The organism is Stenotrophomonas sp. a6 (genome assembly GCF_030913325.1).
GTDB classification, from domain to species: domain Bacteria; phylum Pseudomonadota; class Gammaproteobacteria; order Xanthomonadales; family Xanthomonadaceae; genus Stenotrophomonas; species Stenotrophomonas maltophilia.
This window is the reverse complement of the sequence record NZ_CP133161.1, coordinates 2,297,009-2,323,254: the sequence shown is the minus strand read 5'-3', so window position 1 is coordinate 2,323,254 and position 26,246 is coordinate 2,297,009. Positions and strand designations below refer to the sequence as shown.

Below are 26,246 nucleotides of genomic sequence, written 5' to 3'. Positions count from 1 at the left end.
GCGTTTCCAGGGCCGCCGGGGCGGGTCAGGACGCTGTGACGTGCGGGGAATCATCCTTGCCGGTGCCGACGAGCGCGAAGTAAGCTCTGCTTCGTCGACGAGGGGGACACCATGTACGCAAGGATCGCGGCAGCTGCGCTGCTGTGTATGACGGCCCTGCCTGCGTCGAGCGCCAACCGCGGCTCGACGGTGATGGAGGACTACGCGGCGGCGCTGAATGCCCGCGGGCAGATTCTGCAGTTGGATACCGGTGATATGTTCGGGGAGAGGATCGGGCTGTTTACCGGCTCGGTGGAATTTCTGCAGACCGACGTCGACCTGCCGGGCAACAGTGCGCTGGAGGTGGGCATCAAGCGGCGCTTGGTGGCAGGTGCACAGGGCCGGCAGGGATTGGGCATGTTCGGGGTGTGGGACCTGGCCCTGCCCAGGGTGCATGGAACGTTCAGCACCCAGGGGGGATGGAAGAATTACGTGGTGGCCGAGCCGCTCAACCGCTGTTCGAAGTTCACCCCGCCTCCAACCGAGATCGTCACGGTGAAGGCACAGACGCCGACAGGGCCGGGGACATTCACCGAGTACTTCAACTCCGACGAGTTCTGGCATGGAACGCAGCTCTACCTGCCAGAGACCGGTGACGAGGATCTACTCGCGCAAAGCAGCGAATGGCCGGTGCCGAGTACAGGCCATGCGTACCCGATGCGAACCAAGAGCGGCAATGTCATCCGCTGCGTCGCCATGGACGATGGGGCAGGTGAGGGCTTCGAAGTCACGACGCCTGCCGGTATCACCTATACGCTCAATCATATGGCCAGCCTTGGTAGCGGACCGCCATTGATCAAGAAGGGATACTCGCGGGGAAACTTCGGCTCGGTTACGGAGTTCGAGTTCGTTCTTTTCCGGCAGGAGTTCCATATTCTTCCGACCAGTGCCCGAGACCGGTTTGGAAATTCGGTGACCTACACGTGGGATCCGGCAAATCCACGGCAGTTGCTGCGCATCGCAGCCAACGATGGCCGCACCGTCGATCTCGAATGGACGGCTGGATCGCCCAGCACGCTGCCAAGCGAAGTGAGCGCGGTCCGTGCGGGTGGGAGGACGTGGACCTACGGTACCGTGGTGGGTGGCTACAAGGTCACCTTCCCGGACCAGTCCTACTGGCAGACTACGGGGTTCAACGTAGGCACCATGGGTGCCGGTGCCGTTCCCGCAGAGCGGGGTTTCTGCCGGAATCCGGGTGTGGTGACCTACGGCCATTCCGGTTCGATCCGCCATCCCAGTGGTGCAGTGGCGAAGTATCGCTTCGAGCCGACGCTGCATGGCCGCTCGTGGGCGCGTTATGGCTGCAATATGCCCGACAGCACCGGTAGCGGGTTCCTCGACTCGATCGAATACACGCCCGCCAGGTACTACACGTGGTCGCTGGTTTCCAGGACAGTCACCGGGCCGGGCATCGACCAGCCTTCTACGTGGGCCTACAGTTACGGCCCGGCCAACGGGTGCTATGCCGACGGCAGCAAGGAACTGTGCCAGGCCAATTCGCCGGCCACGAAGTGGGTGGACGTCAAGGATGCAGAGGGCGTCACCACCCGGCACACCTTTGGCAATCGATTCAATGTGGACGAAGGCTATCTGCTTTCCTCGGTCCAGCCGGGCCGCGCCACCACCCTCAGCTATCAGCTTGACGCTTCCGGCAGCTATCCGGCATTGGCCGGGCGACCGGCATATCAGCGTGCCAGCGGAATCATCGCAGCCAAGCAGATACCGTTGTTGCAGAAGGTCATCGAGCAGGATGGCGTACGCTACCTCTGGAAGGTCAATACGTTCGACAGCATGGCACGACCAGTGTCCATCACTGAAGCCAGCCAGCCCGTGCAGTAGGCGTACGGTGTGGCAGGACATGGGCGGCAACGCGGGCAGTCGCACGTGCTGGATTGCCCCGCCGCGCCCTGTTCACCCTGGAAGAGGGAGCAGCAAGGACGAAGGCACTACACCGCCGGAACCGTGATCCTCTGCAGATCCAGTCTGGCCCTGGCCCACCCGTGCTGTCGATGCCTGGCCCGTGACCCCGCACCGACGCATCCGAGGAATCCCGCATGTCCGACAACCCTCCACCGCTGAACATCCTGGCGTTTGCCGGCAGCCTGCGCAGCAACAGTTACAACCGGCGCCTGGTCAGGGCTGCAGCAGGCGCCGCGCCTGCGGGCCTGCTGCTGACCGTGCATGACACCATCGCCGATATTCCGCTGTTCGACGAAGACCTGGAAGCCGCCGACCCGGCCGGCCCTGCCGGGGTCAAGCGCCTGCGCGCGGCCATTGCATCCGCTGACGGCGTGCTGATCGCCACGCCGGAGTACAGCCAGTCACTGCCCGGCGTACTCAAGAACACGCTTGATTGGCTGTCCCGCGACGATGCCGAGTACCGCACGGTCCTTTCGGCCAAGCCGGTGGCGATCATCGGCGCTACGCCGGGTCACTGGGGCACCAAACTGGCACAGTCGCAGCTGCGCCATACACTGACCGCCATGGGCGCATTGACCATGGCCTCGCCACAGCTCTATGTGGCCGAAGCAGCGGCCGCCTACGACGATGACGCGGAAGATTTCGACGCGCCGACGCGCAAGCGCCTGCAGCGCTTCCTGGAGGGATTCCAGAGCTGGGTCCAGCTGCTGCAGGGTGGGGCGTCGCGCGCTTGAGCGGTGCCGGCAGAGGCCGTCATCGCCCGCCGGTGCCAAGGACCGGATCATGCAGCCCGCGCAGCTTCTTCTTGTTGATCTTGCCCACGCTGGTCCGCTCGATTGCATCCACGAAGCTCACGCGCTCCGGGATCGCATAGCGTGAGATGTCTCCGGAACGGCTGCGCGCCGCGACCAGTTCGATGATCTCCGCTTCGGCCACATGGCTTCCCGGCTTCCTGACCACCAGTGGCAATGGCCGCTCGCCCCATTTCGTGTCGGCGATACCGATCACCGCGACCTCGCTGACCGCCGGGTGCAGTGCGATGATGTCTTCCAGCGCGAGCGAGGAGATCCATTCGCCCCCGGTCTTGATCACGTCCTTGATGCGGTCGGTGACACGCAGGTAGCCAGCTTCGTCGATGTTGCCGATGTCGCCGGTGTGCAGGTAGCCGCCCGCCCACAGCGTTGCCGAAGCCTCGGGATCGTGCAGGTAACCCTGGGTCAGCCAGGGTGCACGCGCCACCACTTCGCCGGTGGCGATGCCATCATGGGCGACATCGCCCATGTCCGGGTCGACGATGCGCAGGTCCACCAGCGGAACCGGAATGCCGGCCTTGGTGCGCAGTGACAGCACCTCATCGGCATCGGTCACGCTGTCCACGTCGATCTGGGCGATGGTGAGCAGAGGGCAGGTCTCGGACATGCCATATCCGCCGAAGATGTCGATGCCCCGTGCCAGTGCACGCTGCGCCAGGGCACGGGGCAGGGCGGCACCGCCGATGATCACCTTCCAGCCCTCCAGGTCGGTCTGCGCCGCGTCCGGGTGCTCCAGCAGCATGTGCAGGATGGTGGGCACGCAGTGCGAGAAGGTCACCTTTTCGCGGGCGATCAACGCCAGCAGCTTCGCAGGCAGGTAACGCCCCGGATAGACCTGCCTGATGCCCATCGCGGTAGCCACGTAGGGCAGGCCCCACGCATGCACATGGAACATCGGGGTGATGGGCATGTAGACATCGTCACGATGCAGGCGGCCCTGGCGGGGTGCACCGCCGAGCGCGGCCATCGCCGCCAGCGAATGCAGCACCAGCTGCCGGTGGCTGAAATAGACCCCCTTGGGCAATCCGGTGGTTCCGGTGGTGTAGAACACCGTGGCACGGGCATTCTCGTCGAAGTCCGGGAAGCGGACGACCGGCGTGGCACCGCGCAACCCCGCTTCGTACTCGGTGGCGAAGCCTGGCGGCAGCGGGCCACCGGCATCGTCCAACAGGATGCGCGTGCGCAGGTCCGGCAGCTGCTCGTCGATGGCGTCCAGCAGTGGCAGGAACTCGCGGTTGGCCAGGATCACCCGCGCGCCGCTGTGGTTCAGCGTGTACGCGATCTGCTCGGGGGCCAGGCGCACGTTCACCATCATCAGCACCGCACCGATCATCGGAACCGCGAAGTAGGCCTCCAGGTAGCGGTTGCTGTCCCAGTCCATCACCGCCACCGTGTCGCCGTGGCCGACGCCCAACGAGGTCAACAGGCCGGCCAGTTGGCCGATGCGCACCTGCAGGGTGCGGTAATCGAATCGGACCTGGTCGCCGTAGACGATTTCCTGTTCAGGACTCACCGCCAGCGGCATCAGCAGCAGCTGCTTGACCAGCAGTGGATAGGCATGGGCATCGGGAGTGGGGGCAGATGACATGGCATTTCCTCGTGGGCGGCGTTGCGGTCGCCGGCCTTCTCCTCACCACACTAGCAAGCCCTTCCTGCTGTACCAGCGTACCTAGGTACCTGTTCCCGCGCGCACCCGATTTGATAATCTCGCCAGGACATGCCAACCCTGCTCATTGCCGACGATCACCCCTTGTTCCGCGCGGCACTGCATCGCGCGGCGGAAGAGGCGGTCGCCGATCTGCAGATCAGCGAGGCGGATTCACTGGACAGCGTGCTGGAGGCGATCGAGAACCAGTCGATCGACCTGATGCTGCTGGACCTGCATATGCCGGGCAATCATGGGCTGGCCGGCCTCGCCACCATTCGCGCACTTCAGCCAGGTCTGGCGATCATCATCGTCTCGGCCAATGAAGAGCCGCAGGTGATCCGGCGCGCCATCGACCTCGGCGCCGCGGGCTACCTGCCCAAGAGCTCGGGTTTGAACGAGCTGCAGTCCGCGCTGCAGTCCGTGCTGGAGGGCGAACGCTGGATCCCGGCGCTGCTGCGCGAGCCGGTGGCGCGGGTGGCGCCGTTCAGCAGGGATGCCGACCTGGCCGCACGCCTGGCCAGCCTGTCCGCACATCAATACAAGGTGCTGGGGCTGGTGGCCGAAGGCCTGCTCAACAAGCAGATCGCCGACCGGCTGGGCGTGCAGCTGCGCACGGTCAAGGCGCACATGACACGCATCATGGAGCGGCTGGGCGTGCGCAACCGTGCGCAGGCCATCCGCGTGCTGCACGAAATGGGGTTGGCCGATCCGTCCCGGCAGATCGAAGAGCTGCCCGAGCCCTGAACGGTCAGCGCGTGGCAGTGGCCGCCAGCAGGTGGTTGATCGCCCAGCGCAGCGCCAACGGCTTGAACGGCTTGTTGAGCAGGGACAGCCCAGCGCCGCGCACCGCCTCGCGTGTATCGCTGCCGGTATCCGCACTGAGGATTACCGTCGGCCGCGGTCCATGCATGTCCGCGAGCCGCTGCCACAGCGCAACACCGGTATCGCCGTCATCCAGGTGATAGTCAAACAGCCACAGCGCCGCCTCGTGCCCTGAGGGCCCGATGGCATCGGCGCTGCCTGCCGCGATGACGTCGCAGCCCCAGGAAAGCAGCAGTTGCCGCATCGCCTCCAGCGCGTCCGGGTCGTTGTCCACTGCCAGTATGCGGATACCCTTGAGGGCGTTGCTGCCACCCGTCGGTGCCGAACTGCGCGGGGTCACTGACGGTGCTGCGCGTTGCACGCTGATCGAGAAGGCCGAGCCGTGCCCGGGCACGCTGCGCAGGTGCAAGGGTGCATGCAGCAGATCGGCGATGCGGTGGGCGATGGTCAAGCCCAGTCCCAGTCCCTGGCCGTTGCTGCGATCGACCCGGTGGAACTCCTCGAACACCACCGCGTGCTGCTCCGGAGCAATGCCGGGGCCGGTGTCATGCACGCCGATCATCAGTGCCTGCCCCTGGCGGCGCACACCCAGCAACACACCGCCATGGCGGGTGTAGCGAATGGCATTGGCCAGGAAGTTCTGCAGCACCCGGCGCAGCAGCAGGGGATCGCTATGGACCCAGGCCTGGCTCCGCACATGGCGGAACTGCAGGCCGCGCGCCGCCGCCAGCACCGCGAACTCCTGCGCGAGCGGATCCAGCACCGTCGACAGCGCGAACGGGCGTGGATCGGCCACCAGCCCACCGGCTTCCAGTCGCGAGATATCGAGCAGGCCGGACAGCAGGTCATCGGTGGAATCCAGTGCGCCGCGGATCTGCTGCAGGAAACTGTCGAGGAACTCGGATTCGATGTGCTGCGACATCGCCTCGGTCAGCAGCTGGGCCGCATGCAGGGGCTGGATGAGGTCATGGCCGACCGCCGTCAGGAAGCGGGTTTTCGCCGCGTTCGCGCGCTCGGCCTCCTGGACCGCCTGCTGCAGCCTCGCGGTGCGGTCCTGTACGCGGCGTTCCAGCGTTTCATTGCTGCGCTTGAGCGCATCCTCCGCGCGACGGAACGCCGTGACATCGGTGAAGGTGGCTACATAGCCGCCACCCGGCATCGGGTTGCCGCGGATCTCGACGATGGTGTCATCGGGAAATATCCGTTCCGACAGGTGTGGCGTGCCACGGCGCATATGCGCGACGCGGCGCTGCAACGCCCTGGTGGGCGTGTCGCCGGGGCCATCGCCGATCTTCAGCTGCCCCAGTGCCCACGCCGTGAGGTTGACCACCGGCTGCCCGACCTGCAGCAGCTCCGGCGGGAACTTGAACAGCGCGGCGTAGCGGCTGTTCCAGGCCACCAGCTGCAGCTGCGCATCGACCACGCTGATGCCCTGGCTCATGTTCTCCAGCGCGGCTTCGAGCAGTCGCTGGTTGAAGCGCAGCACCTGGGTAGCTTCGCCGACGGCGCGGGTCACCGCATCCAGCGGCGCGGCGCCGCCCTCGCGTGCGGCTTCGACCAGCAGCCGTGCCATGCCTGCGCCCACCACGGCCGTCAGCTCACGCTCGACGGCGGTGACCCGGTCGTCATCCAGCATCTGCCCGGCGTGGCCCTCCAGCAGCTGGCGCGCACGCTCCTGGCCAAGGAAGCGTCCGGCGGTCCTGCGCAGGGACGCCGCAGCCACCGCATCCCGCCGCCGCGGCAATGACGGACGCACGGCCCGCGACACCAGGGCCACGGTCAGCAGGTTGATCGCCAGGCTGGCCCCCATGCTGATCGCGATATGGCCCGGCTGCACGCGCAGCGAGACCACCGACAACCAGTGCAGCCCGTCGGCGCCGACCGACGGCGTCGCGGCCGGGATCACCATCGGCAGCAGTACCAGCCACAGCCAGGCCAATGAGCCCAGCACGATGCCGGCGATGATGGCCGCGGAGGGCGTACGTGGGCGATACACCGCCAGCAGCACAGCCGGTGCCAGCTGCGAGAGGGCGGTGAAGGACATCAGGCCGAAATCGCTGAGTGCCTCGGTGTCGCTCATCGCGCGGCTGTACAGCCACGACATCAGGAACACGGCGAGGATGCCGGCACGGCGGAACGCCAGCACGCGCGGGCGCAGATCGGCATTGGCCACGCCGCCCCCGATGCCGCCGAGCAGGCGCGAACCGAATCCATGGTTGCCAAGCATGATCGACAGCGTCAGCCCGGACAGGATCATCATGCCGGTGGCCGCACTCAGGCTGCCCAGATAGGCCAGCAGCGCCAGCAGATGATGGCCAGCGGCCTGCGGCAGCGCCAGCACGTACAGGTCGGGCGATACCGAGGCCGGCAGCTGCGCAGCGCCGGCCAATGCCATCGGCACCGACGGCAGGCCGATCAGCAGCAGGTAGACCGGGAACATCCAGCGTGCCGTCTTCAGGTCCGAGGTCTGGCGAAGCTCGACCACGCCGACATGGAACTGGTGCGGCAGGGTGAACGCGGAGATCGCCCCCAGCGCGACCATGGTGAGATAGTCCGGCACGATGGCCGGTGGTGGCAGCTGCGCCATCTTCTCCAGCAGCGGTGTGCCGGCTTTGTGCACGGACAACGCCGCATACAGGCCAATGGCCAGCAGCGCCACCAGCTTCAATACGGACTCCAGGCCCAGCGCGACCACGATGCCGCGGTTGGGCTCGGTGGCCGAGGCCTTACGTGCACCGAACAGCAGAGTGAACGCGGCCATCGTCAGCGCGAACCAGAACGACATGTCCAGCTGCGCACCGGCAGGCGCGAACCCATCACCCAGCAGGGTGCCCAGCCCCTGGCTGACGGCTTTCAGCTGCAGTGCGATGTACGGAATGATGCCGAACAGCGCCACCAGGGTGATGGTGAAGCCGAGGCCGCGATCGGCACGCAGTCGTGCAACGACCAGATCGGCGATGGTGGCACTGTTGTGCTGCTTGGCCAGCCGCCCGAGACGGAGCAGGAACGGCAGGCCGAACGCGAAGATCAGCGCCATGCCGGCCAGGGTTGGTGGAATGGGGAAACCCCATTGCCGCCCCTGCGAGGCCGCACCGTAGTAGGTCCACGCGGTGCAGTGCACGGCCAGCGACAGTGCATAGATGAGCGGCCATGCCTTCGAAAGCCGGTGCCCCCGGCGCTCGCCCCACAGCGCCACGCCAAACAGCAGTGCGGTCCATGCAATGCAGGCGAAGAGGACGATGGAGGGCGTCAACATCGCTCCAGTGTAGGGAGAGAATCGGGCGGGGTGGTGCTAGGGCGTGATCACGATCAGTGACAGCTGCTCAGCGACCAGTGCCAGCTCGCCATCGGCGACCCGCTCGACGGCCTTGCGCTGGATCAGCAGCCACTGGCCGGGCTGGCGCGCATCCAGTGACACCAGCTGCGAGCGTACCCGCACCTCGGACCCGCTCGGCACTGGCGCCAGGAAGCGGACCTTGTTCAAGCCGTAGTTGAGCACATGGGCGATGCCGGGGAAGCCGGCCAGAGCGGCCACATCGTCCTCCACCGTCAGCGAGAGCAGCAGGAAGCCGTGTGCGATGGTACGCCCGCCCGGCATCTGCGCCTGCGCCCGCGCTGGATCGACATGGATCCAGTTGTGGTCGCCGGTGGCGTCGGCAAAGGCATCGATGCGCGCCTGGTCCAGGCAGGTCACGCCACTCAGCCGCTCACTGGCGGCCCACTGCTGCACCGCCTGCAGGGCGGGAGGCAGCTCGCTGTCCGCACTCACACCACACGCTCCAGCAAGGCAAGGATCGCGTCGCGCGCCTCTGGTTCGGACAGCATCGGAGCGTGGCCGACATCGGGCACCTCCACCAGACGGGCACTTTCCGAGGTGGCCGCCATCTGCCGCGCCACATCGGCCGGCAGAATATCGGACAGCGCGCCGCGCACCACCAGCACCGGCACCCGTGCGGTCAGCCCACGGACCGCACGCCACAGCAGCGGACGCAACAGCCACAGCAGCCATGGCCGGGTGGTGCGGATCACTGCTGGGTCGTAGTCCAGTTCCAGCAGGCCATCGCTGCGCGGGCGGAAGGTGCGCACGGCCATCTGCCGCCAGTCGTCGGTGCTGAAGCGCGGGAACGCGGCCTTGCCGATGGATTCCACGTAGGCCGTGGCCTGCACCAGGTCCATCGGCGGTACCGGCTTGCCGGCGTACTTGCCGATCCGTGCCAGCGCCTCACGCGGCACCCTGGGGCCGGCATCGTTGAGCACCGCGCCCGCGACCCGCTCGGGCGCGCGCGAAGCGAGGGTGATGGTCACCAGCACGCCCAGTGAGGTGCCGACGAACACCGCCTTGTCGATGTTCTGCGCGCGCAGCAGCGCGACCATGTCATCTGCGTAGGTGCGCGGGTTGTAGCTGGACGGATCATGCGCACGTTCTGAACCGGCGCGGCCACGCAGGTCGACGGCGATCACGCGCCATCCCTCGGCGGTGAGTGTTTCGGCCAGTGCATCGAAATCGGCACCATTGCGGGTCAGGCCGGGAATGCAGACCACGGTGCCGCGGGGCGCCTGCCGGGCATCCGCTGCATGGTCGCGCGCGTGCAGGCGCAGGCCATCGTCGCTGTTCCAGTACAGGTCGTCGTAAGACTGCGTCATGCAGAAGCTTCCTGAAGATCGTAACGGATGCGCTAGAAATCGTAACGGACGCTGAGGCCATATTGGCGCGGCGGGCCATAGAAGCCAATCAGCGTGCCGACTGCAGGAATGTTGTAGCCAGTAGTGCGGTATTCCTTGTCGGCCAGGTTGGTGCCCTGCAGCGAGAAGGTCCACGCATCATCCAGGCGCCAGATGACGCCGGCATTGACCAGCCCGTAACCCTGCTGGCGGATCACCGGGCTGAGGTCGGTGGTCGGCCACACTTCGCTCTGGTAGCTGTAGCTCACGCGTGCCGACAGGTTGCTGCCGTTGGCCAGGTCGGTGCGGTATTCCACGTTGAACGCACCGGAGATATCCGGGGCATTGGTGAACTTCATCTGCCTGGCCACGTTGATGCCGCGGTCCATGTACTCGTCGTATCTGGTATCCAGCCACGCCAGGTTGCCGGAAATCAGCCAGTGCTGGCTGGGCAGGTACTGATACTCGACTTCCAGGCCTTTGACGGTACCGGCGCCGGCATTGGTGAAATCACCGAAGAAGGAATCATCGATGCCATCGCCATTGGTATCCAGGCCGGTGAACACCGACAGCTGGATGTCCTTGTACTTGTTGTAGAACGCTGACAGGTTCAGGAACAGGCGCTGGTCGAGGAAGGCCATCTTGCTGCCGACCTCATAGCTGTCCACGGTCTCGTCATCGAACGGCTCCGCCGAGCGCGGTACCGCCACCGCGTTGGCGCGGATGTTGTAGCCGCCGGACTTGAAGCCACGCGTCGCCAGGCCATAGACCATGATGTCCGGAGTGATCTGGTAGTCCAGCGAGACCTTGGGCGAGACGTTCCTGAAATTGGTCTTCTTGTCGAAATCGGCGGTCACCGCCACCGGCCGGCTGAAGCCCGGGTCGGCGTAGAGGCGGTTGAGCACGATCGCGCGCTTGTCCTCGTCGGTGTAGCGGGCGCCGACATCGAGCTTCAGTCTGCGGGTCAGGTCGAAGGTCCAGTCCGCATACAGCGCGATGCTGTCGGTCAGCACCTTGCCCTGGTTGTCGGCGAACTGGGCACTGAAGTAGTTGTTCTGGATCTGCCCGCCAGCCTCGCCACTGAACTGGTACAGGCCGACCACACCGCGCACCCGGCCGCCGGCATCGTAGTTCAACTGCACTTCGTTGCTGACCTGGTCGTCGTGGTAGGTGCCACCCACGTCGGCGAGCTTGACCGGGGCGGTATCGAAGTCGATGTTGGCCTCGCTGTCCGATTCACGCTTGGCGACCACGTATTTCAGCGCGATGTCTTCGTTCGGCCGCCAGTTCACCGTGGCCGAGGCGCCCTTGCTCTCCACGTTGTTGAGGTTGCGCATGCCCGAGCGGATGTCATAGCGGCTGTCCATCGGCGGGTAGGCGCGCAGGAACGGATTGGGTGCCAGCATCTTCGAGCCGCGCATGCCGGACTGATCGTCGATCCAGTCCAGTGCGAACTGCACGTCGAAGTCGTCGCCCGCATACGCGCCCAGGTTCAGGCGTGCCGCGTTGATCTGCTTGTCACTGACCGGCTGGCCGTTGAAAGTGTTCTCGCCAAACCCGTCGTGGTTCATGCTGGCCACCGCCACGCGGGCGCGCAGGCCGCTGTCAGCACCGCCGATCGGACCGCCGATGGCTGCCTTGGCATCCAACTGGCTGTAGTTGCCCACGGTGACCTGGGCGAAGCCCTCGGTCTGGGTCGGCAGGCCGCGCGAGATGTACTTGATCGCGCCGCCGATGGTGTTCTTGCCGTAGAGCGTGCCCTGCGGGCCGCGCAGCACCTCGATGCGCGAGACATCGAACACATCCAGCAGCGCACCCTGCGGGCGCGCGATGTAGACGTCATCCAGGTAGATGCCCACGCCCGGATCGGCGCCCCAGGTGGGGTCGGACTGGCCGATGCCACGGATGTAGGCGGTGACCGTGCTGCTGGCACCGCGGGCGGCGTAGATGGTCAGGTTGGGCACCTGCGCATCCAGGTCGCTGATGTCCTGGACATTCATCTTGTCCAGCGCTTCGGAGGTAAATGCGGTAACCGCTACCGGGACCTCCTGCAGGGTTTCCTCGCGCTTGCGCGCGGTGACCTTGATGCTGTCCAGGTTGGTGGGTGATGCAGTCCTGGCCGCCGTCGGCGTGGCCTGGGGCGTTTCCTGTGCCAGTACCGGCCCGGAGGCCAGCAATGCGCCGATCATGAGACTCAGGCAATTCCGTTTCATTCGGTCCTCCCCCAGGCAGCTGCTTGCAGATGGCCCATTGCCATCCTGCAGCCAAGGCTAGCGGTGTCATCACGCAGCGGCGAGTGGACCTAGGTCCAGTCGGCAGCGGCCGCTGGATGCGGATACTGGGCGCGCCCCCAGCCGGAAGCGCGTCCCGGTACCACTTCATCCACGACTCACGCATGAGGATCTGGCCATGAAATCCGGAATCGATTCGATCAAGGTTGTACTGCTGGTGCTGTGCAGTTGGCTGGCGATGGCGGGCAGTGCCCTTGCCGCAGGCCCGGCCGGGCATTGGGACATTGGCCTGTACGGCAATCTGTTCGGCGCCCGCGAGTACCAGGTGTGGGTGCCGGCGGGCTACGACGACCAGCAGCCGCTACCGTTGCTGCTGGTGCTGCACGGCTGCGTCAACGGGCCCAACCTGATGGGGGAGGCGTCAGGCTTCAATGATGTGGCCGACACCGAAGGGTTCATCGTGGTCTACCCCCGGCAGAACGTCACCTCCAATCCGGCCCGCTGCTGGAACTGGCAGCTGCCGATCAACCAGGCCCGCGACAGCGGCGAAGGGTCGATCCTGGCCGGCATCGTGGACAAGGTGAAAGCGGACTACAGCGTGGATCCGCGCCGGGTCTATGTCACCGGCATTTCGGCAGGTGGTGCGATGACCTCGATCATGCTGGCCTGCTATTCGGATGTGTTCGCTGCCGGCGCCATCCACTCCGGTGGCATGTTCAAGGGCGCGACCACGATTTCCGGCAGCGCCTACGCACTGCTGGCCGGCAGCATCTATTCGCCGGACAGCAATGGCCGCCTGGCGTGGCAGTGCTCGGGTTCGCCGTCGCCGCGACCGCTGCCGGTGCTGGTGTTCCATGGCAGCGCCGATCTCACCGTCAATCCGGTGAACGGCCAGCAGGCCGTGCGCCAGTTCCTGCAGACCAATGACCTGGCCGACGACGGCCTGGACAACGACTCGGTGAAATACGTGCCGACCAGCACCTATCACGGACAGGTGCCGGGCGGCCGCGGGTATACCGTCGACACCTACGCCTACGGTGGCAGGACGCTGGTCCAGCACTACGTGGTGCAGGGCATGGGGCATGCCTGGAGCGGCAGCCAGTCGGGCCTGCCATTCACCGACCCGAAGGGGCCGGACGCCACGCTGATCACCTGGTTGTTCCTGAAGGACTACCAGCGCTGACGGGGGGCAGGGGGCCTTCCAGGGAGGGGCGCGACCGGAGGTGCCGGATGGCACCTTCAGCCGCTCATGGCAATCGATTATCGTGAGCGCCCGTTCCCACGACCTTCAAGCGCCGGCGCATGGAATCCATGTCAACGACTGCCCGAAACCGGCAATGGCTCAATGCCGTCGTGCTATCCGCAGTGCTCCTTGCCGTCGGCTGCGAGGGCAGGAAGGCACCGCCGAACGATGTGGGGGCGGCGGTCGACGAGGCGGCCCATGCCCTGATCGAACAGCCTTTGCTGCACTCGGCCTCCATCGGCGTGGTGTACCGGGGCAAGACCTTCATCCGTCACCGCGGCGAGATGGTAGCCGGCAAGCCCGATGTTCCGACCGACGCAACGCTGTATGAGATCGGCTCGCTGAGCAAGACCCTGGCGGGCACGTTGATGGCCCGTGCGGTGCTTGAGGGCAGGGTGGGCCTGGAGGATGACGTTCGCAGCTACCTGCAGGGCGACTATCCGAACCTGCAGTACCAGGGCCAGCCCATACGGGTCCGTCACCTGCTGTCACACACCAGTGGCCTGCCGAACATGCTGCCGGAGCGGGCGAACACCGTGTTGGAGGACTTCACCGATCACCGCGTGCCCGGTGAACTCAGTGCCCTCTATGCGCATTACGGCAAGCCGGATTTCCTGCGGGATCTGCACGCCGTGCGGATCCCACGGATGCCCGGGAAAGAGTACGCCTACTCCAGTGCTGGGACGGAGCTGACGGCCCACATTCTGGAAGGCGTCTACAAGACCGACTACACGTCATTGCTGCGTGGCTTCTTCAGCGACGCCGCAGCAATGACCAGCATCGGGATCAAGCTGGGGAATGCGGAAAAAGACCGTCTTGCCATCGGCTACCACAGCGACAATCCGGTGCCGACCTCGCCGATGCCACAGTTGCCATGGGGCGCTTCCGGCAACGTCAAGGCAACAGTGCCCGACATGGTGAAATACCTTCAGTTCCAGCTGGCCAACGGCCCGGTGGTGCAGTAATCGCATCGCACTCTGGCCAGATTCGACGACGAGTTCAGCATTGGCTATTTCTGGAACATCGTCGCTGGCGATCGCCAGAAGGGTGTCTATTACGCCCACCACGGTGGCGTTCCACGCTCGCAGTGCTACATCTACATCATGCCGGAGCACGATCTGGGCATCTTCGTGATCACCAACCAGAGCGGCGACCGGACCGCGCGTGCCATGGAGGCGGCGATCGATACCCTGGTCGGGAGAATCGCGGCGCGTTGAACCTCCCGCTGAGGCTCGGGCCCACGCGGCCCGGTCCGTGGACCAATGTGGCTTCGCAGGACGACGTGTCGGACAAGCCTGGAACCGATCTGGACAGACTGCTCGGCCCCGGCGGCTGTCGGCCGCAGGGCTTTGCGCTCGCATTCCTGGCGTTCGTCGCTGGATATCATCGTTGGTCGCATGGTCTGCGCCGCGGCAATGCCCTCGGCTAGGCTATAGCGATCGACCGCAGGGATGACGACCCCATGAACCGCTGGCTTTTCCTGGCGCTTGCTGCGCTCCCGTTCACTGCCGGTGCCGTGGTCATCCGTGATGACGTTGACGACGCCCGGTATCAGATCGATGCCTCTGTCTTCCCGGCGCTGGCTGACATGCCGGGTGAAGGACATGGCGTTCTCATCGCCCCGCGCTGGGTACTGACCGCAGCGCATGCGGCACCCATGGAAGGGATGGAAGAATCCATCTCCATCAATGGACGCGCCTATGCGGTCGAGCGCGTCTTTGTGCATCCCGGTTTCAGAAGAATGCCGGAGGCCCTGGGCAAGGAGGCGCTGGCGACAGGAAATCCCTCCAGGATCCACGCGTTCCTGGCAGCATCGGATGACATCGCACTGATCAGGCTTGCGACTGCTGTAAAGGATGTACAGCCCGTAGCGCTCTATCGCCGTGCTGCCGAAGTCGCGCAGATCGCGGCCCTGATAGGAAAGGGGGCTACCGGCAATGGCGTCGTAGGGCTGGTGCCGGGCGGCCCGCATCGCACGACCCTGCGGCGGGCATTCAACGCGATTACCGGCGGCAACGAACGGTATCTCTGGTACCGGTTCGATCCGCCACCGCAGGCCCTGCCGCTGGAGGGGGTTCTCGGCAACGGTGACAGCGGCGGTCCGCTGGTGATTGATGATCACGGAACGCCGCAGCTGGTGGGGCTTGGTTCGTGGATCACTGCGGTTCCAGAGCATGCGCTCGAGGCGGGGTTCTATGGCCAGGTGGTCTACAACGTTCGCGTATCGCGCTACATCGACTGGATCGAAAGCATCAGCCGTGACGCGTCACATTGATTGCTTTTCGTGGAGGCGTAGCAGTGCAGGGGGGCGTTACCCTGATCTCAGCCGGTGCGACGAGCGTTCGTATGCTTCCCATCATGGGCTCATCATTTCACCGTCCAGATTTCATGATCGTCACCCGGCCGTCCGGCTGGGTGCAGAGCGGCGAGCGCTGGGATCTGTGGTGGAACGGCCGTTCGGTGGCCAGTATCGTGCCGCATGCCGTGCTCGGGTTCCGCCTGAAACTGGACGCACGCAGGATGTCACAGAGCAAGGTCGTGTCCGTCGCCAGCGCCCGCCAGGCGAAGCGCTACGCCGAGCGCTGGTGCGCGGCGCGGCTCTGCCCACAACTGCCACTGCGTGACGCCGTCGCCCGACTGGTGCAGAGTGCACCCGAACCGGGCGCCGTGTTCGCGCCGCCACTGACCCGGACGCAGCGGCAGCAGGCCCGGCGCCTGGCCGAGGCCGGCGCAAGCGAGATGGGGCGGATCAAGGAAGCGCTGGCGCCACGGCCGCGCGTGATGGCCGCCAGGCCCGAGGTGCAGGGACGAGGTGGAACCTGGTCTGTGCCCGGCCAGAATCCATCCTCGCCGCACCGAAACGGGAACACCTCCCCAGCCAGGGTTACGCCGAAAGCTCCTCACGCACGATCCTGGCCCCTTCGCTGAGCGCGCGCAGCTTGCCGCGTGCCACTTCCCGTGCAAGCGGCGCCATGCCGCAGTTGGTGCTTGGGTAGAGTTTGTCGGCATCCACGAACTGCAGCGCCCTGCGCAGCGTGTTGGCCACGTCTTCCGGCGTTTCCACCGTATTGGAGGCCACGTCGATGGCGCCCACCATCACCGTCTTGCCGCGCACCAGTTCGATCAGGTCGATCGGCACGTGCGAGTTCTGGCATTCCAGCGAGATGATATCGATGCTGGAGGTCTGCAGCTTGGGGAACGATTCTTCATACTGCCGCCATTCCGAGCCCAGTGTCTGCTTCCAGTCGGTGTTGGCCTTGATGCCATAGCCGTAGCAGATGTGCACCGCCGTCTGGCACTTCAGGCCCTCAACCGCACGCTCCAGCGCGGCCACGCCCCAGTCGTTCACTTCGTCGAAGAACACGTTGAAGGCCGGCTCATCGAACTGGATGATGTCGACGCCAGCGGCTTCCAGCTCCTTCGCTTCCTCGTTGAGGATCTTCGCGAACTCCCAGGCCAGCTTTTCGCGGCTCTTGTAGTGCGCGTCGTACAGCGTATCGATCATGGTCATCGGGCCGGGCAGGGCCCACTTGATCGGCTGCGTGGTCTGGCGGCGCAGGAACTTCGCATCCTCGACGAACACCGGCTTCGGACGGCTCACGGCGCCGACCACGGTCGGCACGCTGGCATCGTAGCGGTTGCGGATGCGGACCGTTTCGCGCTTCTCGAAATCGACGCCGCTGAGGTGCTCGATGAAAGTGGTGACGAAGTGCTGCCGGGTCTGTTCGCCGTCGCTGACGATGTCGATGCCGGCGTGCTGCTGCTCCTGCAGGGACAGGCGCAGTGCATCCTGCTTGCCTTCAGTCAGGCCGTCGTCCTGCAGCTTCCAGGGTGACCAGAGCTTCTCGGGCTCGGCCAGCCAGGAGGGCTTGGGCAGGCTGCCTGCGGTGGAGGTGGGAAGCAGTTTCTTCGTCGACATTGCGTCTGGTTTCCTGGGGGCGAATGGGGAATCAATGAATCAGCGGGCAGCCCACTGCTCAAGCACGGCGCGGTACGGCTTGATGAAGTGTTCTTCGGTAAACCGGCCCTGCTTGACCGCCAGCTGGCTGCGCTCTTCGCGGTCGTAGACGATGCGGGTGGAGGAGTAATCCTGGTGCTTCAGGCTGGGCTGGTAGACCTTGCCGGCCACGGAATTGGCGTTGTAGATCTCCGGGCGGTAGATCTTCTGGAAGGCCTCCATCGTGCTGATGGTGCCGATCAGCTCCAGGTTCGAGTAGTCGCCCAGCAGGTCGCCCTGGAAGTAGAACGCCAGCGGTGCGACGCTGCCCGGCGGCATGAAGTAGCGCACCTGCAGGCCCATCTTGTCGAAGTACTGGTCAGTGGGAGAGAACTCGCCCTGGCGGTATTCCACGCCCAGGATCGGGTGGTGGTTCTCGGTGCGGTGATAGGTCTTGCTGCTGGATACGCTGATGCAGATTACCGGCCCCTTGCTGAAGTTGGCGCGGTAGGCCTCGGACTCCAGGAAATGCTTGAACAACTTGCCATGCAGGTCGCCAAAGCCCTCCGGGATGCCAAAGGTGGCCTTCCCTTCGTTGCTGGCCGGCAGCACCACGCTGAAATCGTAGTCGCGCACGTAGGACGAGAAATTGTTGCCGACGATGCCTTCGATGCGCGCGCCGGTGCGGGTGTCGACGATGGTCGGGCGCAGCACCTCGATCAGCGGGAACGGATCACCGCCACCGCTGCTGCCGATGTGCATCTCCACCGAGATGATGTCCAGCTCGACCGCGTAGCGATCCGCGCTGGGGTTGTCCCAGTGCGCCAGATCGTTGAAGCGGTTGTTGATCATGCTGATCGTGTTGCGCAGGTTTTCCTGGCGGGACGCGCCGCGGGCAAGGTTGGCGAAATTGGTGGTGATGCGCGTCCCGTCGGCAGGCTGGTAATCCTCGTTGAAGGGGATCTGCGTGATGCTGAAGGTGAAGGTGTCGGTCGTCATGGGTGGCGTTCCGTAGTGCGGGGTGACATCCGGATGCGGGCGAGGGCATCCGGCATTCAAAGTGCTGCGGCCGCTTCCAGGTCGGCAAGGCGCTGGCGAGGCAGGTCCAGCAGCGGCATGGCCCGCCGCACCGCCAGCCGTGCGCGCTCGACCAGGGCGTCGTTGTGCACGCGACCGTCGGCGAAATCCCGGTCGGTGGCGTAGACGCCCAGCGGCAGGGTGCGCGCCTGGAAGAAGCTGAAGAGCGGGCGCAGCTGATGGTCGATCACCAGCGAGTGGCGCTCGCTGCCGCCGGTCGCGGCCAGCAGGATGGGGGTGTCGACCAGTGCGTCCTGGTGGACGAAGTCGAAGAAATGCTTGAACAGCCCTGTGTACGAGCCGCGATAGACCGGCGTGCTCACCACCAGCACATCGGCCTGCTCGACGGTGGTCAACTGGCGTTCCACGGTGTCGGGCAACTGCGAACGCCAGAGCGCACCGGCCAGCTGCGGGGCCAGTTCGCCCAGTTCGACCAGGTGCTGCTCGCTGTGGATGTCCTCGCCGATCAGGCCCATCAGATGCTCGGCCAGGGTGGCGGCCTTGGAGGGGCGCTGCAATCCGCCGGACACGGCGACGATTCGAAGGGGGCGGGCAGGTGAAAGCATGACCCGATGCTAGCCATGCCCTTCCATGACGTAAAATGGTATTACTTCACCTATCCATGAGCAGGATTCATCGTCATGCTGGAGCGGATCCACCTCAGCATCGTGCAGCAGGTCGAGCAGCAGGGCTCGCTTACCGCGGCCGCCGGCGTACTGAACCTGACCCAGTCGGCCCTGAGCCACAGCATGAAGAAGCTGGAACAGCAGCTGGGCACTGATGTATGGCTGCGCGAAGGCCGCAGCCTGCGCCTGACCCAGGCCGGGCAATACCTGCTGGCCGTCGCCAACCGCGTGCTGCCGCAGCTGGATCTGGCCGAGGAGCGGTTGGGCCAGTTCGCACAGGGCGAGCGCGGCGCGCTGCGCATCGGCATGGAATGCCATCCCTGCTACCAGTGGCTGCTGAAGATCGTCTCGCCGTACCTGGCCGCGTGGCCGGATGTGGATGTGGACGTCAAGCAGAAGTTCCAGTTCGGCGGCATCGGCGCGCTGTTCGGCTACGAGATCGATCTGCTGGTTACCCCCGATCCACTGCTCAAGCCAGGCCTCAAGTTCATTCCCGTGTTCGACTACGAGCAGGTGCTGGTGGTGGCCAGCAACCACGCCCTGGCCAAGGTGGATTACGTGAAGCCGCGCCAGCTCGGCCAGGAAGTGCTGATCAGCTATCCGGTGCCGTTCGAGCGCCTGGACATCTACAACCAGTTCCTGCTGCCGGCCGGCATTACGCCGCGACGGCACAAGGCCATTGAAACCACCGACATCATGATGCAGATGGTGGCCAGCGGTCGTGGCGTGGCCGCCATGCCGCGCTGGCTGGTGGAAGAGTACGCCACCCGCATGGACGTGGTGCCGGTGCGCCTCGGTGCGAAGGGCATTCCCAAGCAGATCTATCTGGGTGCGCGCGAAGCCGATACCAGCATCGACTACCTGCAGGCCTTCATCGAACTGGCGCGGAACAGTTCGCCACTGGCCGGCAATGCAGGCGGAGCCCGTTGATGGCTGCACCTGGATCACTGCGGGCGGAAGCCTTCATCAACACCTTTTCACTGGAGGTCAGCGCGAAGTCCATGCCCGCGCTGCGCGCCGAGGCCGACCGCATACCGCGCGGCACAACGATCTCCATTCCCTGGCTGGCCAGTGAGGATGACGACGCACGCCTCGCCGCCGCGCGCACGGTGCGCGCGCTTGGCTTCGAGCCGATGCCGCATCTTTCGGCCCGCCGCATCCGGTCGCGCACGGTGCTTGAACGGTTCCTGCAGCGCGCCGCCAACGAGGCCGGAGCAGCGCAGTGCCTGGTGATCGCCGGCGACCTGGCCACGCCCGCCGGACCGTTTGCTGACAGCGCTTCGATCATCGAGAGCGGCCTTCTGGAGAGGGCCGGTATCAAGGTCGTCGCCATCGGCGGTCACCCCGATGGCCATCCGGTCCTGGGCAGTGACGCGTGCTGGCAGGTACTGGAACACAAGTGCCAGTCCATCGAAGCGCGCGGCATGGCGCCAGTGATCATCACGCAGTTCGCCTTCGATGCCGACATCGTCCTGGCCTGGTTGCACGCGCTGCGCGCCCGTGGCATCCACGTTCCGGTGCTGGTTGGCGTGCCGGGCCCGGCAAGCATCGCGCGGCTGGTACGCTACGCCGCAATGTGCGGGGTGGGGGCCAGTGCATTGATGCTGTCCCGGTATGGCATCTCGATCGGCCGGTTGCTGGGCAGCGCGGGCCCGGAGGTGTTCGTGGACCGTCTGGCGGGCGGTTTGACTGATGCCCACGGGTTGGTCAGCCCGCACTTCTTTCCGTTCGGTGGAATTGCCCAGTCGTTGGACTGGATCAACCAGCATCGGGCGCTGCCATCGGTTGCCCGCCGCTGACAGGCCATCAATCGTGCATGCCGGGCAGCGCATGGCCCGGTGCCGCCCCGCTCAGCCCCGGCGGTGGCGTATCCCTGACGGGGTACTGATCAGGCCCGCATTGCTGATGGCCTGGCGCGTACCGCACGCCCGGCACGCAAGCACGGTTCCTCCTCGCACATGCTCCATCTCCTGCTCGCCCCAGACGCTGGTTGCGCCGCAGGCCGTGCAGGTGGCTTCGATCTGCAGGGCACGGGCCAGGTCGCCCTCCGCGCCTGGCGTGTAGGTGAGGTCCCTGATCTTGAATAGGCCGGTATGACTCATTGGAACGGCGTTGTGGGTGCACTACGGGAAGATGCGAGGCGAAGGTGTCGACAGGGTTGGCACAGTGTCGAGAAAGGGCGCGCTTCAGCTCATGGATCACTACGCAGCACAAACTCCTCCAGCCGCGCCCGGCTGACGGACTGGTGGTTGCCACAGCCTGGGCAACTGAGCGAAGCAGCGCCGTTGAGATCGACGAGGCCATGATCAGGAATGGCGCGGAACTGCCTTGAACACTTCAGGCAGGAACAATCGATCCGGGTGACCTGCAGCAGGGTGCCATCCTCACGCGCCACTCCTTCGACGCTGTTTACATAGAACTGTCCGATGTCGCGCATGAAGATGAATAAAGCCCTGAACGTACGGGGGCGTTCATCATGCCGCCTGTCGCGCTGCTAGGCGCGAACCGTATTCTGAAGAATTAAGAATACGCATCACGGCCCGGACTTGCGCCGGGTGCTAGAGTGTGAATAGGTGCCGACGTGGCCCTGCATTCAAGGCGAAGCCCATGCCCATCCGGGCCGTTGTATACGCAAGCCAGGCAGCTGAAGGCCTTTCGATTGACCGCCTGGAAGCACTCGTCACCGATGCCGCGAGGTTCAACAAGCTTGCAGGGGTGACAGGCGTGCTGCTGCATGACGGCACGCGGTTCGTGCAGTACTTCGAAGGGCCGGAAGATGGGGTGGCCAGCGTCTACGAGCGGGTGCTGCAATCGACCAGCCACACGGATGTGGTGGAGCTGGCCCGGGGGCGTGTCTCTACCCGGCAGTTCCCCTATTGGTCGATGCACCAGCTTCCTGCCGACCAGCTTCTGGTCGGCAGGCTTGCCAGGGCCGACTGGTCACGCTTCAAGAGAAGCCAGCCCGAGGAGATTGCGGGTTCTGCGTGGGGTATCGATGTGCTGGCCGCCGCGGTTGAGCCCTACGTGCACGCCGCTTAGTTTGCGGTTCGGCGGCCGCTTGATCGAGGTGTGCAGTGAAATGAAGGCGCTCATCACGCTCATCACGCTCATCGCTGCACTGGCTGCGAGCCCGGCGCTTGCCGATTCCCCGCTGCCGCCGCCAGAAAGGTTCACGGCATGCTCCTCCACGCGAAATCTCTGTACCGATTCGGATCCAGCCGTCAATTCAACGCGGGTAACGCCACAGGCATCGGGTCAGGATGCCTGGCTGATATGCGGATGGCATCGCGGGGTGTTCCCGTCTGACGATGGGGAGTCGGTCGTGGTCGGCTGCGAAGGCATGAACCTGGTTCCGGCTGACGTGACGTTGAGCGAGCCGGTGCTGCATTTCTACAATCGCGGCCGCCTGGTTCGCACCGTTACGCTCGATCAGTTGTATCGGCGCACCATGGCGTGACCACGCCATCACCCGTATTCACCCCGCAGCAGCGAAAATGCACCATCGGGCGTGCCCCTACGCGCGCCGCTCACTGCCCGCAGGATCGCGAAGATGTCCAATCCCCCCTTTGGTGAATCGTCATGCGCCGCCGCTGCCAGCGGTTGCGTCGAGGTGCGTGGCGCGCGCGAGCACAACCTCAGGAATGTCGACGTCTCCATCCCGCGCAACGCATTGGTGGTGTTTTCCGGTGTTTCGGGCTCCGGCAAGTCATCGCTGGCGTTCGGCACGATCTTCGCGGAGGCGCAGCGGCGCTACTTTGAGTCGGTTGCGCCGTATGCACGGCGTCTGATCGACCAGGCCGGCGTGCCCGATGTGGACGCCATCGACGGGTTGCCGCCGGCAGTGGCCCTGCAGCAGCAGCGCGGCGCCAGCAACGCGCGCTCATCGGTGGGCAGCGTCACTACGCTGTCCAGCCTGGTGCGCATGATGTATTCGCGTGCAGGTGCATACCCGGCCAACCAGCCGATGCTTTACGCCGAGGACTTTTCGCCCAATACCCCGCAGGGCGCCTGCAGCACCTGTCACGGGCTGGGGCACGTCTACGAGGTGACGGAAGCCTTGATGGTGCCGGATCCGTCGCTGAGCATCCGCGAGCGCGCCATCGCCTCCTGGCCGCCGGCCTGGCATGGCCAGAACCTGCGCGACATCCTGGTCACGCTCGGCTACGACATCGACGTACCGTGGAAGAAGCTGCCGAAGAAGGATCGGGAGTGGATCCTGTTCACGGAAGAAACGCCCACCGTGCCGGTCTATGCAGGCTTCACGCCTGCCGAGACCCGGGCTGCGCTCAAGCGAAAGCTCGAGCCGAGCTACATGGGTACATACACCGGCGCGCGTCGCTATGTGCTGCATACCTTCGCCAACACCCAGAGCGCGCTGATGCGCAAACGGGTTTCCCGCTACATGGAAGGCAAGCTGTGCCCGGTCTGCCACGGAAAGCGCCTGAAGCCGGAAGCGCTCTCGGTCACCTTCGCGGGCGTGGATATCGGTGAGTTCATGCGGTTGCCCCTGGATCAACTGGCGGATCTGCTGGAGCCCATCGCGGAAGGTGATTTCGGCGCACACAGCAAGGGTGCACCTATCAGCAGGCATGCGACACCCCGCGATCGTGCCCGGCGCGCCGCGAGTGGCCGCGCGACGCACGAGGGCGCCCCCGACGTGCGCCTGACCTCGGCCCTGTCCGAAGAGAAGCGGCTGGCCGCACAGCGGCTGGCGGGCGGAGTCATGGGGCGGGTACGGCAACTGCGCGAGCTTGGCCTGGGCTATCTCTCGCTGGACCGCGCCACGCCCACGCTGTCCGCCGGCGAACTGCAGCGCCTGCGGCTGGCCACGCAGCTCAGCTCGTTGCTGTTTGGTGTGCTGTACGTGCTCGACGAGCCTTCGGCCGGACTGCATCCCGCCGACAGCCAGGCGCTGTACGACGCGTTGGACCGGCTGCGTGATGGCGGAAACTCGGTGTTCGTGGTCGAGCACGATCTGGAGCTGATGCGCCGCGCGCAGTGGCTGGTGGACGTGGGCCCGGAGGCCGGCGAGCGGGGAGGGCGCGTGCTCTACAGCGGTGAGCCGGGCGGCCTGCGCCAGGTGCAGGAGTCGCGCACGGCACTGTATCTGTTCGACCAGGTACCCGCGCCCACCCGTCGGCAGCGCACCGCCACCCACTGGCTGGAACTGCAGGGCATCCATCGCCACAACCTGCAGGGAGTGGACGCGCAGGTGCCGCTGGGATTGCTGACGGCCGTGACCGGCATTTCGGGGTCGGGCAAGTCCAGCCTGATGGCACAGGCCTTGCCCGAGCTGATGCTGCTGCACCTGGGGCATGAACCCGCGGACGATGGCGCCGAGGCGTCGCCGAACGACGGGCCGACGGTGATGGAAACCACCCGAGGCCAGTTGGCCGGTGATGTGGACGCCATCCAGCGGGTCGTGCAGGTCGACCAGAAGCCGATTGGCCGCACACCGCGCTCCAACCTCGCCACCTATACCGGGATGTTCGATCACGTACGCAAACTGTTCGCGGCGACGCCCGCCGCACGTCGTCGTCGCTTCGATGCGGGTCGTTTCTCGTTCAACGTAGCCAAGGGCCGATGCGAAACCTGCGAAGGCGAGGGTTTCGTGAGTGTCGAACTGCTGTTCATGCCCAGCGTCTATGCCCCATGCCCCACCTGCCACGGCGCCCGCTACAACGAGGCCACGCTGAAGGTGCTGTGGAACGACCGCAACATCGCCGAGGTCCTGCAGATGACCGTGGACCAGGCGCATGCATTCTTCATGGCGGAAGAGGTCATTGCCCGGCCGTTGCAGCTGCTGCAGGACATCGGCCTGGGTTACCTGAGGCTGGGCCAGCCGGCCACGGAGCTTTCAGGCGGCGAGGCCCAGCGCATCAAGCTGGCCACTGAACTGCAGCGCAGCCAGCGCGGGCGCACGCTTTACGTGCTGGACGAACCCACCACCGGCCTGCACGCGTCGGATGCGGACAGGCTGCTGGTTCAGCTGCAGCGGCTGGTCGACGCAGGAAATACGGTGGTGATGATCGAGCATGACATGCGGGCGGTCGCCCAGGCGGACTGGGTGATTGACGTCGGGCCGGGCGCAGGCAGCGCGGGTGGCACCATCGTGGCGAAGGGAACGCCGCAACAGGTGGCCCGCGCGCGGGGAAGCAGGACAGCGCCTTTCCTTGCGCGCGAGCTGGCTCCTCTGTAGGGCCGAGCCATGCCCGGCCATCACCCTCGGCCAGATCCGGGGGCGGCCTGTCCAGCAAACGATGCTCAGGTCTCCCCGCGCCACTGGCTCATCAACATCTGCAGAAAGCGTTCCGCAGTAGGCGAGAGCAGGGCGCCCCGGCGACGGACGATCCCGATCGTGCGCGACACCACGGGGTTACCAATCGTGCGCGTCACCAGGGTCGGATGATCCCCGTCTGGCGTGGCCATTTTCGGCAGGACCGACACGCCGATGCCGGCCTCGACCATGCCCAGTGACGTCGACAGGTGGGTCACTTCGTAGTGCCAGCTCAGCTTGAGGTTCTCGCGCGCCAGGGCACCATCCAGCAGCGTGCGGTTGCCGCTGGTGCGATGCACGGTGATCAGCTGGTGCTCGGCCAGATCGGCCCATTCCACCTTGCGCTTGCGGGCCAGCGGATGATCGCGTCGGCAGGCCAGCACGAAGGGATCTTCGGCCAGCACGTCGAAATCGAGATTCGGATCGTTGGCGCCCATGAAGTTGATGCCGAACTCGACTTCGCCACGCTCTACCGCCTGCAGGCCTTCGGTGGCCGGGATATCCAGGATCCGGAAGCGCACGTTGGGATGCGCTTCGTGGAAACGCGCCATCACGCTGGGCAGGAAGTAGAACGCCGCCGTGGGCAGGCAGGCGATGGTGACGGTAGCGCCCCGCGTATCGTCCCGGCCCCGCAGTGAGAACAGTGACCCATCGAATTCCTCCAGCATGCGACGCACCAGCGGCAGCAGGTTCTCGCCGACGGCGGTGGTGCTGACGCTGCGCGTGGTGCGCTCCAGCAGTGGCGAACCCACAGCCTGCTCCAGCTTCTGTATCCGTCGGCTGAGTGCCGGCTGGGAGACGTGCAGGATCTCCGCGGCGCGGTGGAAGCTGCGCGTCTCCGACACCAGCAGGAATGCGCGTAGATCCAGGATTTCGCAATTGATGCTCATTGGGTATCAATCATCAAAAAATCAGCAATTCACAGATCAATCGGGGTCATGCCAGTATCGAA

Annotated in this window: 22 protein-coding genes; 12 read left to right on the top strand and 10 right to left on the bottom strand. The window is 65.4% G+C overall.

Annotation, left to right across the window (positions count from 1 at the left end; genetic code table 11):
* The first annotated feature begins 111 nt into the window (after positions 1 to 111).
* Positions 112 to 1,878 carry a wall associated protein gene (locus tag Q9Q79_RS10800; protein WP_201862022.1) on the top strand — a complete coding sequence of 589 codons (1,767 nt, stop codon included), beginning with the start codon at positions 112 to 114 and terminating at the stop codon, positions 1,876 to 1,878.
* Between the two features lie 215 nt (positions 1,879 to 2,093).
* Entirely contained in the window at positions 2,094 to 2,693 is a 600-nt protein-coding gene (locus Q9Q79_RS10795) for an NADPH-dependent FMN reductase (protein ID WP_060380445.1), read from the top strand.
* A gap of 19 nt (positions 2,694 to 2,712) precedes the next feature.
* Here Q9Q79_RS10795 and Q9Q79_RS10790 read toward each other — a convergent pair whose 3' ends face one another.
* Entirely contained in the window at positions 2,713 to 4,359 is a 1,647-nt protein-coding gene (locus tag Q9Q79_RS10790; protein ID WP_060380444.1) for a fatty acid--CoA ligase, read from the bottom strand.
* Positions 4,360 to 4,488: 129 nt separating this feature from the next.
* On the opposite strand from Q9Q79_RS10790, the gene Q9Q79_RS10785 reads away from it, so the two are divergent.
* Positions 4,489 to 5,163: a response regulator transcription factor gene (locus tag Q9Q79_RS10785; protein ID WP_049452421.1), complete on the top strand. Its 675-nt coding sequence runs from the start codon at positions 4,489 to 4,491 to the stop codon at positions 5,161 to 5,163.
* Between the two features lie 4 nt (positions 5,164 to 5,167).
* Here the strand turns inward: Q9Q79_RS10785 and Q9Q79_RS10780 are convergent, their stop codons facing one another.
* From Q9Q79_RS10780 to Q9Q79_RS10765, 4 genes are read right to left on the bottom strand one after another with little or no spacing between them, the layout of a single operon-like run.
* A complete protein-coding gene (locus tag Q9Q79_RS10780; protein ID WP_076740026.1) occupies positions 5,168 to 8,497 on the bottom strand; it encodes a PAS-domain containing protein in 3,330 nt (1,109 codons plus the stop codon).
* Positions 8,498 to 8,533: 36 nt separating this feature from the next.
* Positions 8,534 to 9,010 carry a MaoC family dehydratase gene (locus Q9Q79_RS10775; protein WP_049450730.1) on the bottom strand — a complete coding sequence of 159 codons (477 nt, stop codon included), beginning with the start codon at positions 9,008 to 9,010 and terminating at the stop codon, positions 8,534 to 8,536.
* Positions 9,007 to 9,885 carry an alpha/beta hydrolase gene (locus tag Q9Q79_RS10770; protein ID WP_060380442.1) on the bottom strand — a complete coding sequence of 293 codons (879 nt, stop codon included), beginning with the start codon at positions 9,883 to 9,885 and terminating at the stop codon, positions 9,007 to 9,009. The genes Q9Q79_RS10775 and Q9Q79_RS10770 overlap by 4 nt, the downstream gene beginning before the upstream one ends.
* Positions 9,886 to 9,917: 32 nt before the next feature.
* Complete coding sequence (locus Q9Q79_RS10765; RefSeq protein ID WP_224481927.1) at positions 9,918 to 12,116, bottom strand: TonB-dependent receptor; 2,199 nt, start codon at positions 12,114 to 12,116, stop codon at positions 9,918 to 9,920.
* 196 nt (positions 12,117 to 12,312) lie between these two features.
* Between Q9Q79_RS10765 and Q9Q79_RS10760 the strand changes: the two genes are divergently transcribed.
* The 4 genes from Q9Q79_RS10760 to Q9Q79_RS10745 all read left to right on the top strand — a co-directional run bounded on the left by Q9Q79_RS10760 (position 12,313) and on the right by Q9Q79_RS10745 (position 16,305).
* Positions 12,313 to 13,317, top strand: coding sequence for a PHB depolymerase family esterase (locus Q9Q79_RS10760; protein WP_076740024.1), 1,005 nt, complete (start codon positions 12,313 to 12,315; stop codon positions 13,315 to 13,317).
* A gap of 128 nt (positions 13,318 to 13,445) precedes the next feature.
* Positions 13,446 to 14,342: a serine hydrolase domain-containing protein gene (locus tag Q9Q79_RS10755; RefSeq protein ID WP_236672532.1), complete on the top strand. Its 897-nt coding sequence runs from the start codon at positions 13,446 to 13,448 to the stop codon at positions 14,340 to 14,342.
* A gap of 497 nt (positions 14,343 to 14,839) precedes the next feature.
* Positions 14,840 to 15,652, top strand: coding sequence for a trypsin-like serine protease (locus Q9Q79_RS10750; RefSeq protein WP_076740023.1), 813 nt, complete (start codon positions 14,840 to 14,842; stop codon positions 15,650 to 15,652).
* A gap of 71 nt (positions 15,653 to 15,723) precedes the next feature.
* Positions 15,724 to 16,305: a hypothetical protein gene (locus Q9Q79_RS10745; RefSeq protein WP_087802665.1), complete on the top strand. Its 582-nt coding sequence runs from the start codon at positions 15,724 to 15,726 to the stop codon at positions 16,303 to 16,305.
* Here the strand turns inward: Q9Q79_RS10745 and Q9Q79_RS10740 are convergent.
* Genes Q9Q79_RS10740 through msuE form a run of 3 tightly spaced genes read right to left on the bottom strand, consistent with a single transcriptional unit; the run spans position 16,262 to position 18,957 of the window.
* Positions 16,262 to 17,296 (bottom strand): methionine synthase, encoded by a 1,035-nt coding sequence (locus Q9Q79_RS10740; protein ID WP_012480323.1) that lies wholly within the window; start codon positions 17,294 to 17,296, stop codon positions 16,262 to 16,264. The two genes, Q9Q79_RS10745 and Q9Q79_RS10740, sit on opposite strands and share 44 nt — an antisense overlap.
* A gap of 39 nt (positions 17,297 to 17,335) precedes the next feature.
* Positions 17,336 to 18,313, bottom strand: coding sequence for a DUF1852 domain-containing protein (locus Q9Q79_RS10735; protein WP_012480322.1), 978 nt, complete (start codon positions 18,311 to 18,313; stop codon positions 17,336 to 17,338).
* Between the two features lie 56 nt (positions 18,314 to 18,369).
* The gene (gene msuE / locus Q9Q79_RS10730) at positions 18,370 to 18,957 is read right to left on the bottom strand and encodes an FMN reductase (protein WP_012480321.1); all 588 of its coding nucleotides are present in this window, start codon (positions 18,955 to 18,957) and stop codon (positions 18,370 to 18,372) included.
* Between the two features lie 75 nt (positions 18,958 to 19,032).
* Here msuE and Q9Q79_RS10725 point away from each other — a divergent pair, with 75 nt between their 5' ends.
* Positions 19,033 to 19,947 carry a LysR family transcriptional regulator gene (locus Q9Q79_RS10725; RefSeq protein ID WP_201862023.1) on the top strand — a complete coding sequence of 305 codons (915 nt, stop codon included), beginning with the start codon at positions 19,033 to 19,035 and terminating at the stop codon, positions 19,945 to 19,947.
* Complete coding sequence (locus Q9Q79_RS10720; RefSeq protein WP_201862024.1) at positions 19,947 to 20,816, top strand: methylenetetrahydrofolate reductase; 870 nt, start codon at positions 19,947 to 19,949, stop codon at positions 20,814 to 20,816. Before Q9Q79_RS10725 ends, Q9Q79_RS10720 begins: the two co-directional genes overlap by 1 nt.
* Before the next feature lie 392 nt (positions 20,817 to 21,208).
* On the opposite strand, the gene Q9Q79_RS10715 is transcribed toward Q9Q79_RS10720, so the two are convergent.
* On the bottom strand, positions 21,209 to 21,454 hold the full coding sequence (locus tag Q9Q79_RS10715) for a hypothetical protein (RefSeq protein ID WP_005409734.1): 246 nt from the start codon (positions 21,452 to 21,454) through the stop codon (positions 21,209 to 21,211).
* A gap of 170 nt (positions 21,455 to 21,624) precedes the next feature.
* On the opposite strand from Q9Q79_RS10715, the gene Q9Q79_RS10710 reads away from it, so the two are divergent.
* The 3 genes from Q9Q79_RS10710 to Q9Q79_RS10700 all read left to right on the top strand — a co-directional run bounded on the left by Q9Q79_RS10710 (position 21,625) and on the right by Q9Q79_RS10700 (position 25,216).
* Positions 21,625 to 22,056 carry a BLUF domain-containing protein gene (locus Q9Q79_RS10710; RefSeq protein WP_076740019.1) on the top strand — a complete coding sequence of 144 codons (432 nt, stop codon included), beginning with the start codon at positions 21,625 to 21,627 and terminating at the stop codon, positions 22,054 to 22,056.
* A 40-nt stretch (positions 22,057 to 22,096) separates the two neighbouring features.
* Complete coding sequence (locus Q9Q79_RS10705) at positions 22,097 to 22,474, top strand: hypothetical protein (RefSeq protein WP_139338798.1); 378 nt, start codon at positions 22,097 to 22,099, stop codon at positions 22,472 to 22,474.
* 93 nt (positions 22,475 to 22,567) lie between these two features.
* Positions 22,568 to 25,216 carry an excinuclease ABC subunit UvrA gene (locus Q9Q79_RS10700; RefSeq protein ID WP_076740018.1) on the top strand — a complete coding sequence of 883 codons (2,649 nt, stop codon included), beginning with the start codon at positions 22,568 to 22,570 and terminating at the stop codon, positions 25,214 to 25,216.
* Between the two features lie 65 nt (positions 25,217 to 25,281).
* Here the strand turns inward: Q9Q79_RS10700 and Q9Q79_RS10695 are convergent, their stop codons facing one another.
* Positions 25,282 to 26,184, bottom strand: coding sequence for a LysR family transcriptional regulator (locus Q9Q79_RS10695; RefSeq protein ID WP_005409730.1), 903 nt, complete (start codon positions 26,182 to 26,184; stop codon positions 25,282 to 25,284).
* Positions 26,185 to 26,246: the final 62 nt, after the last annotated feature.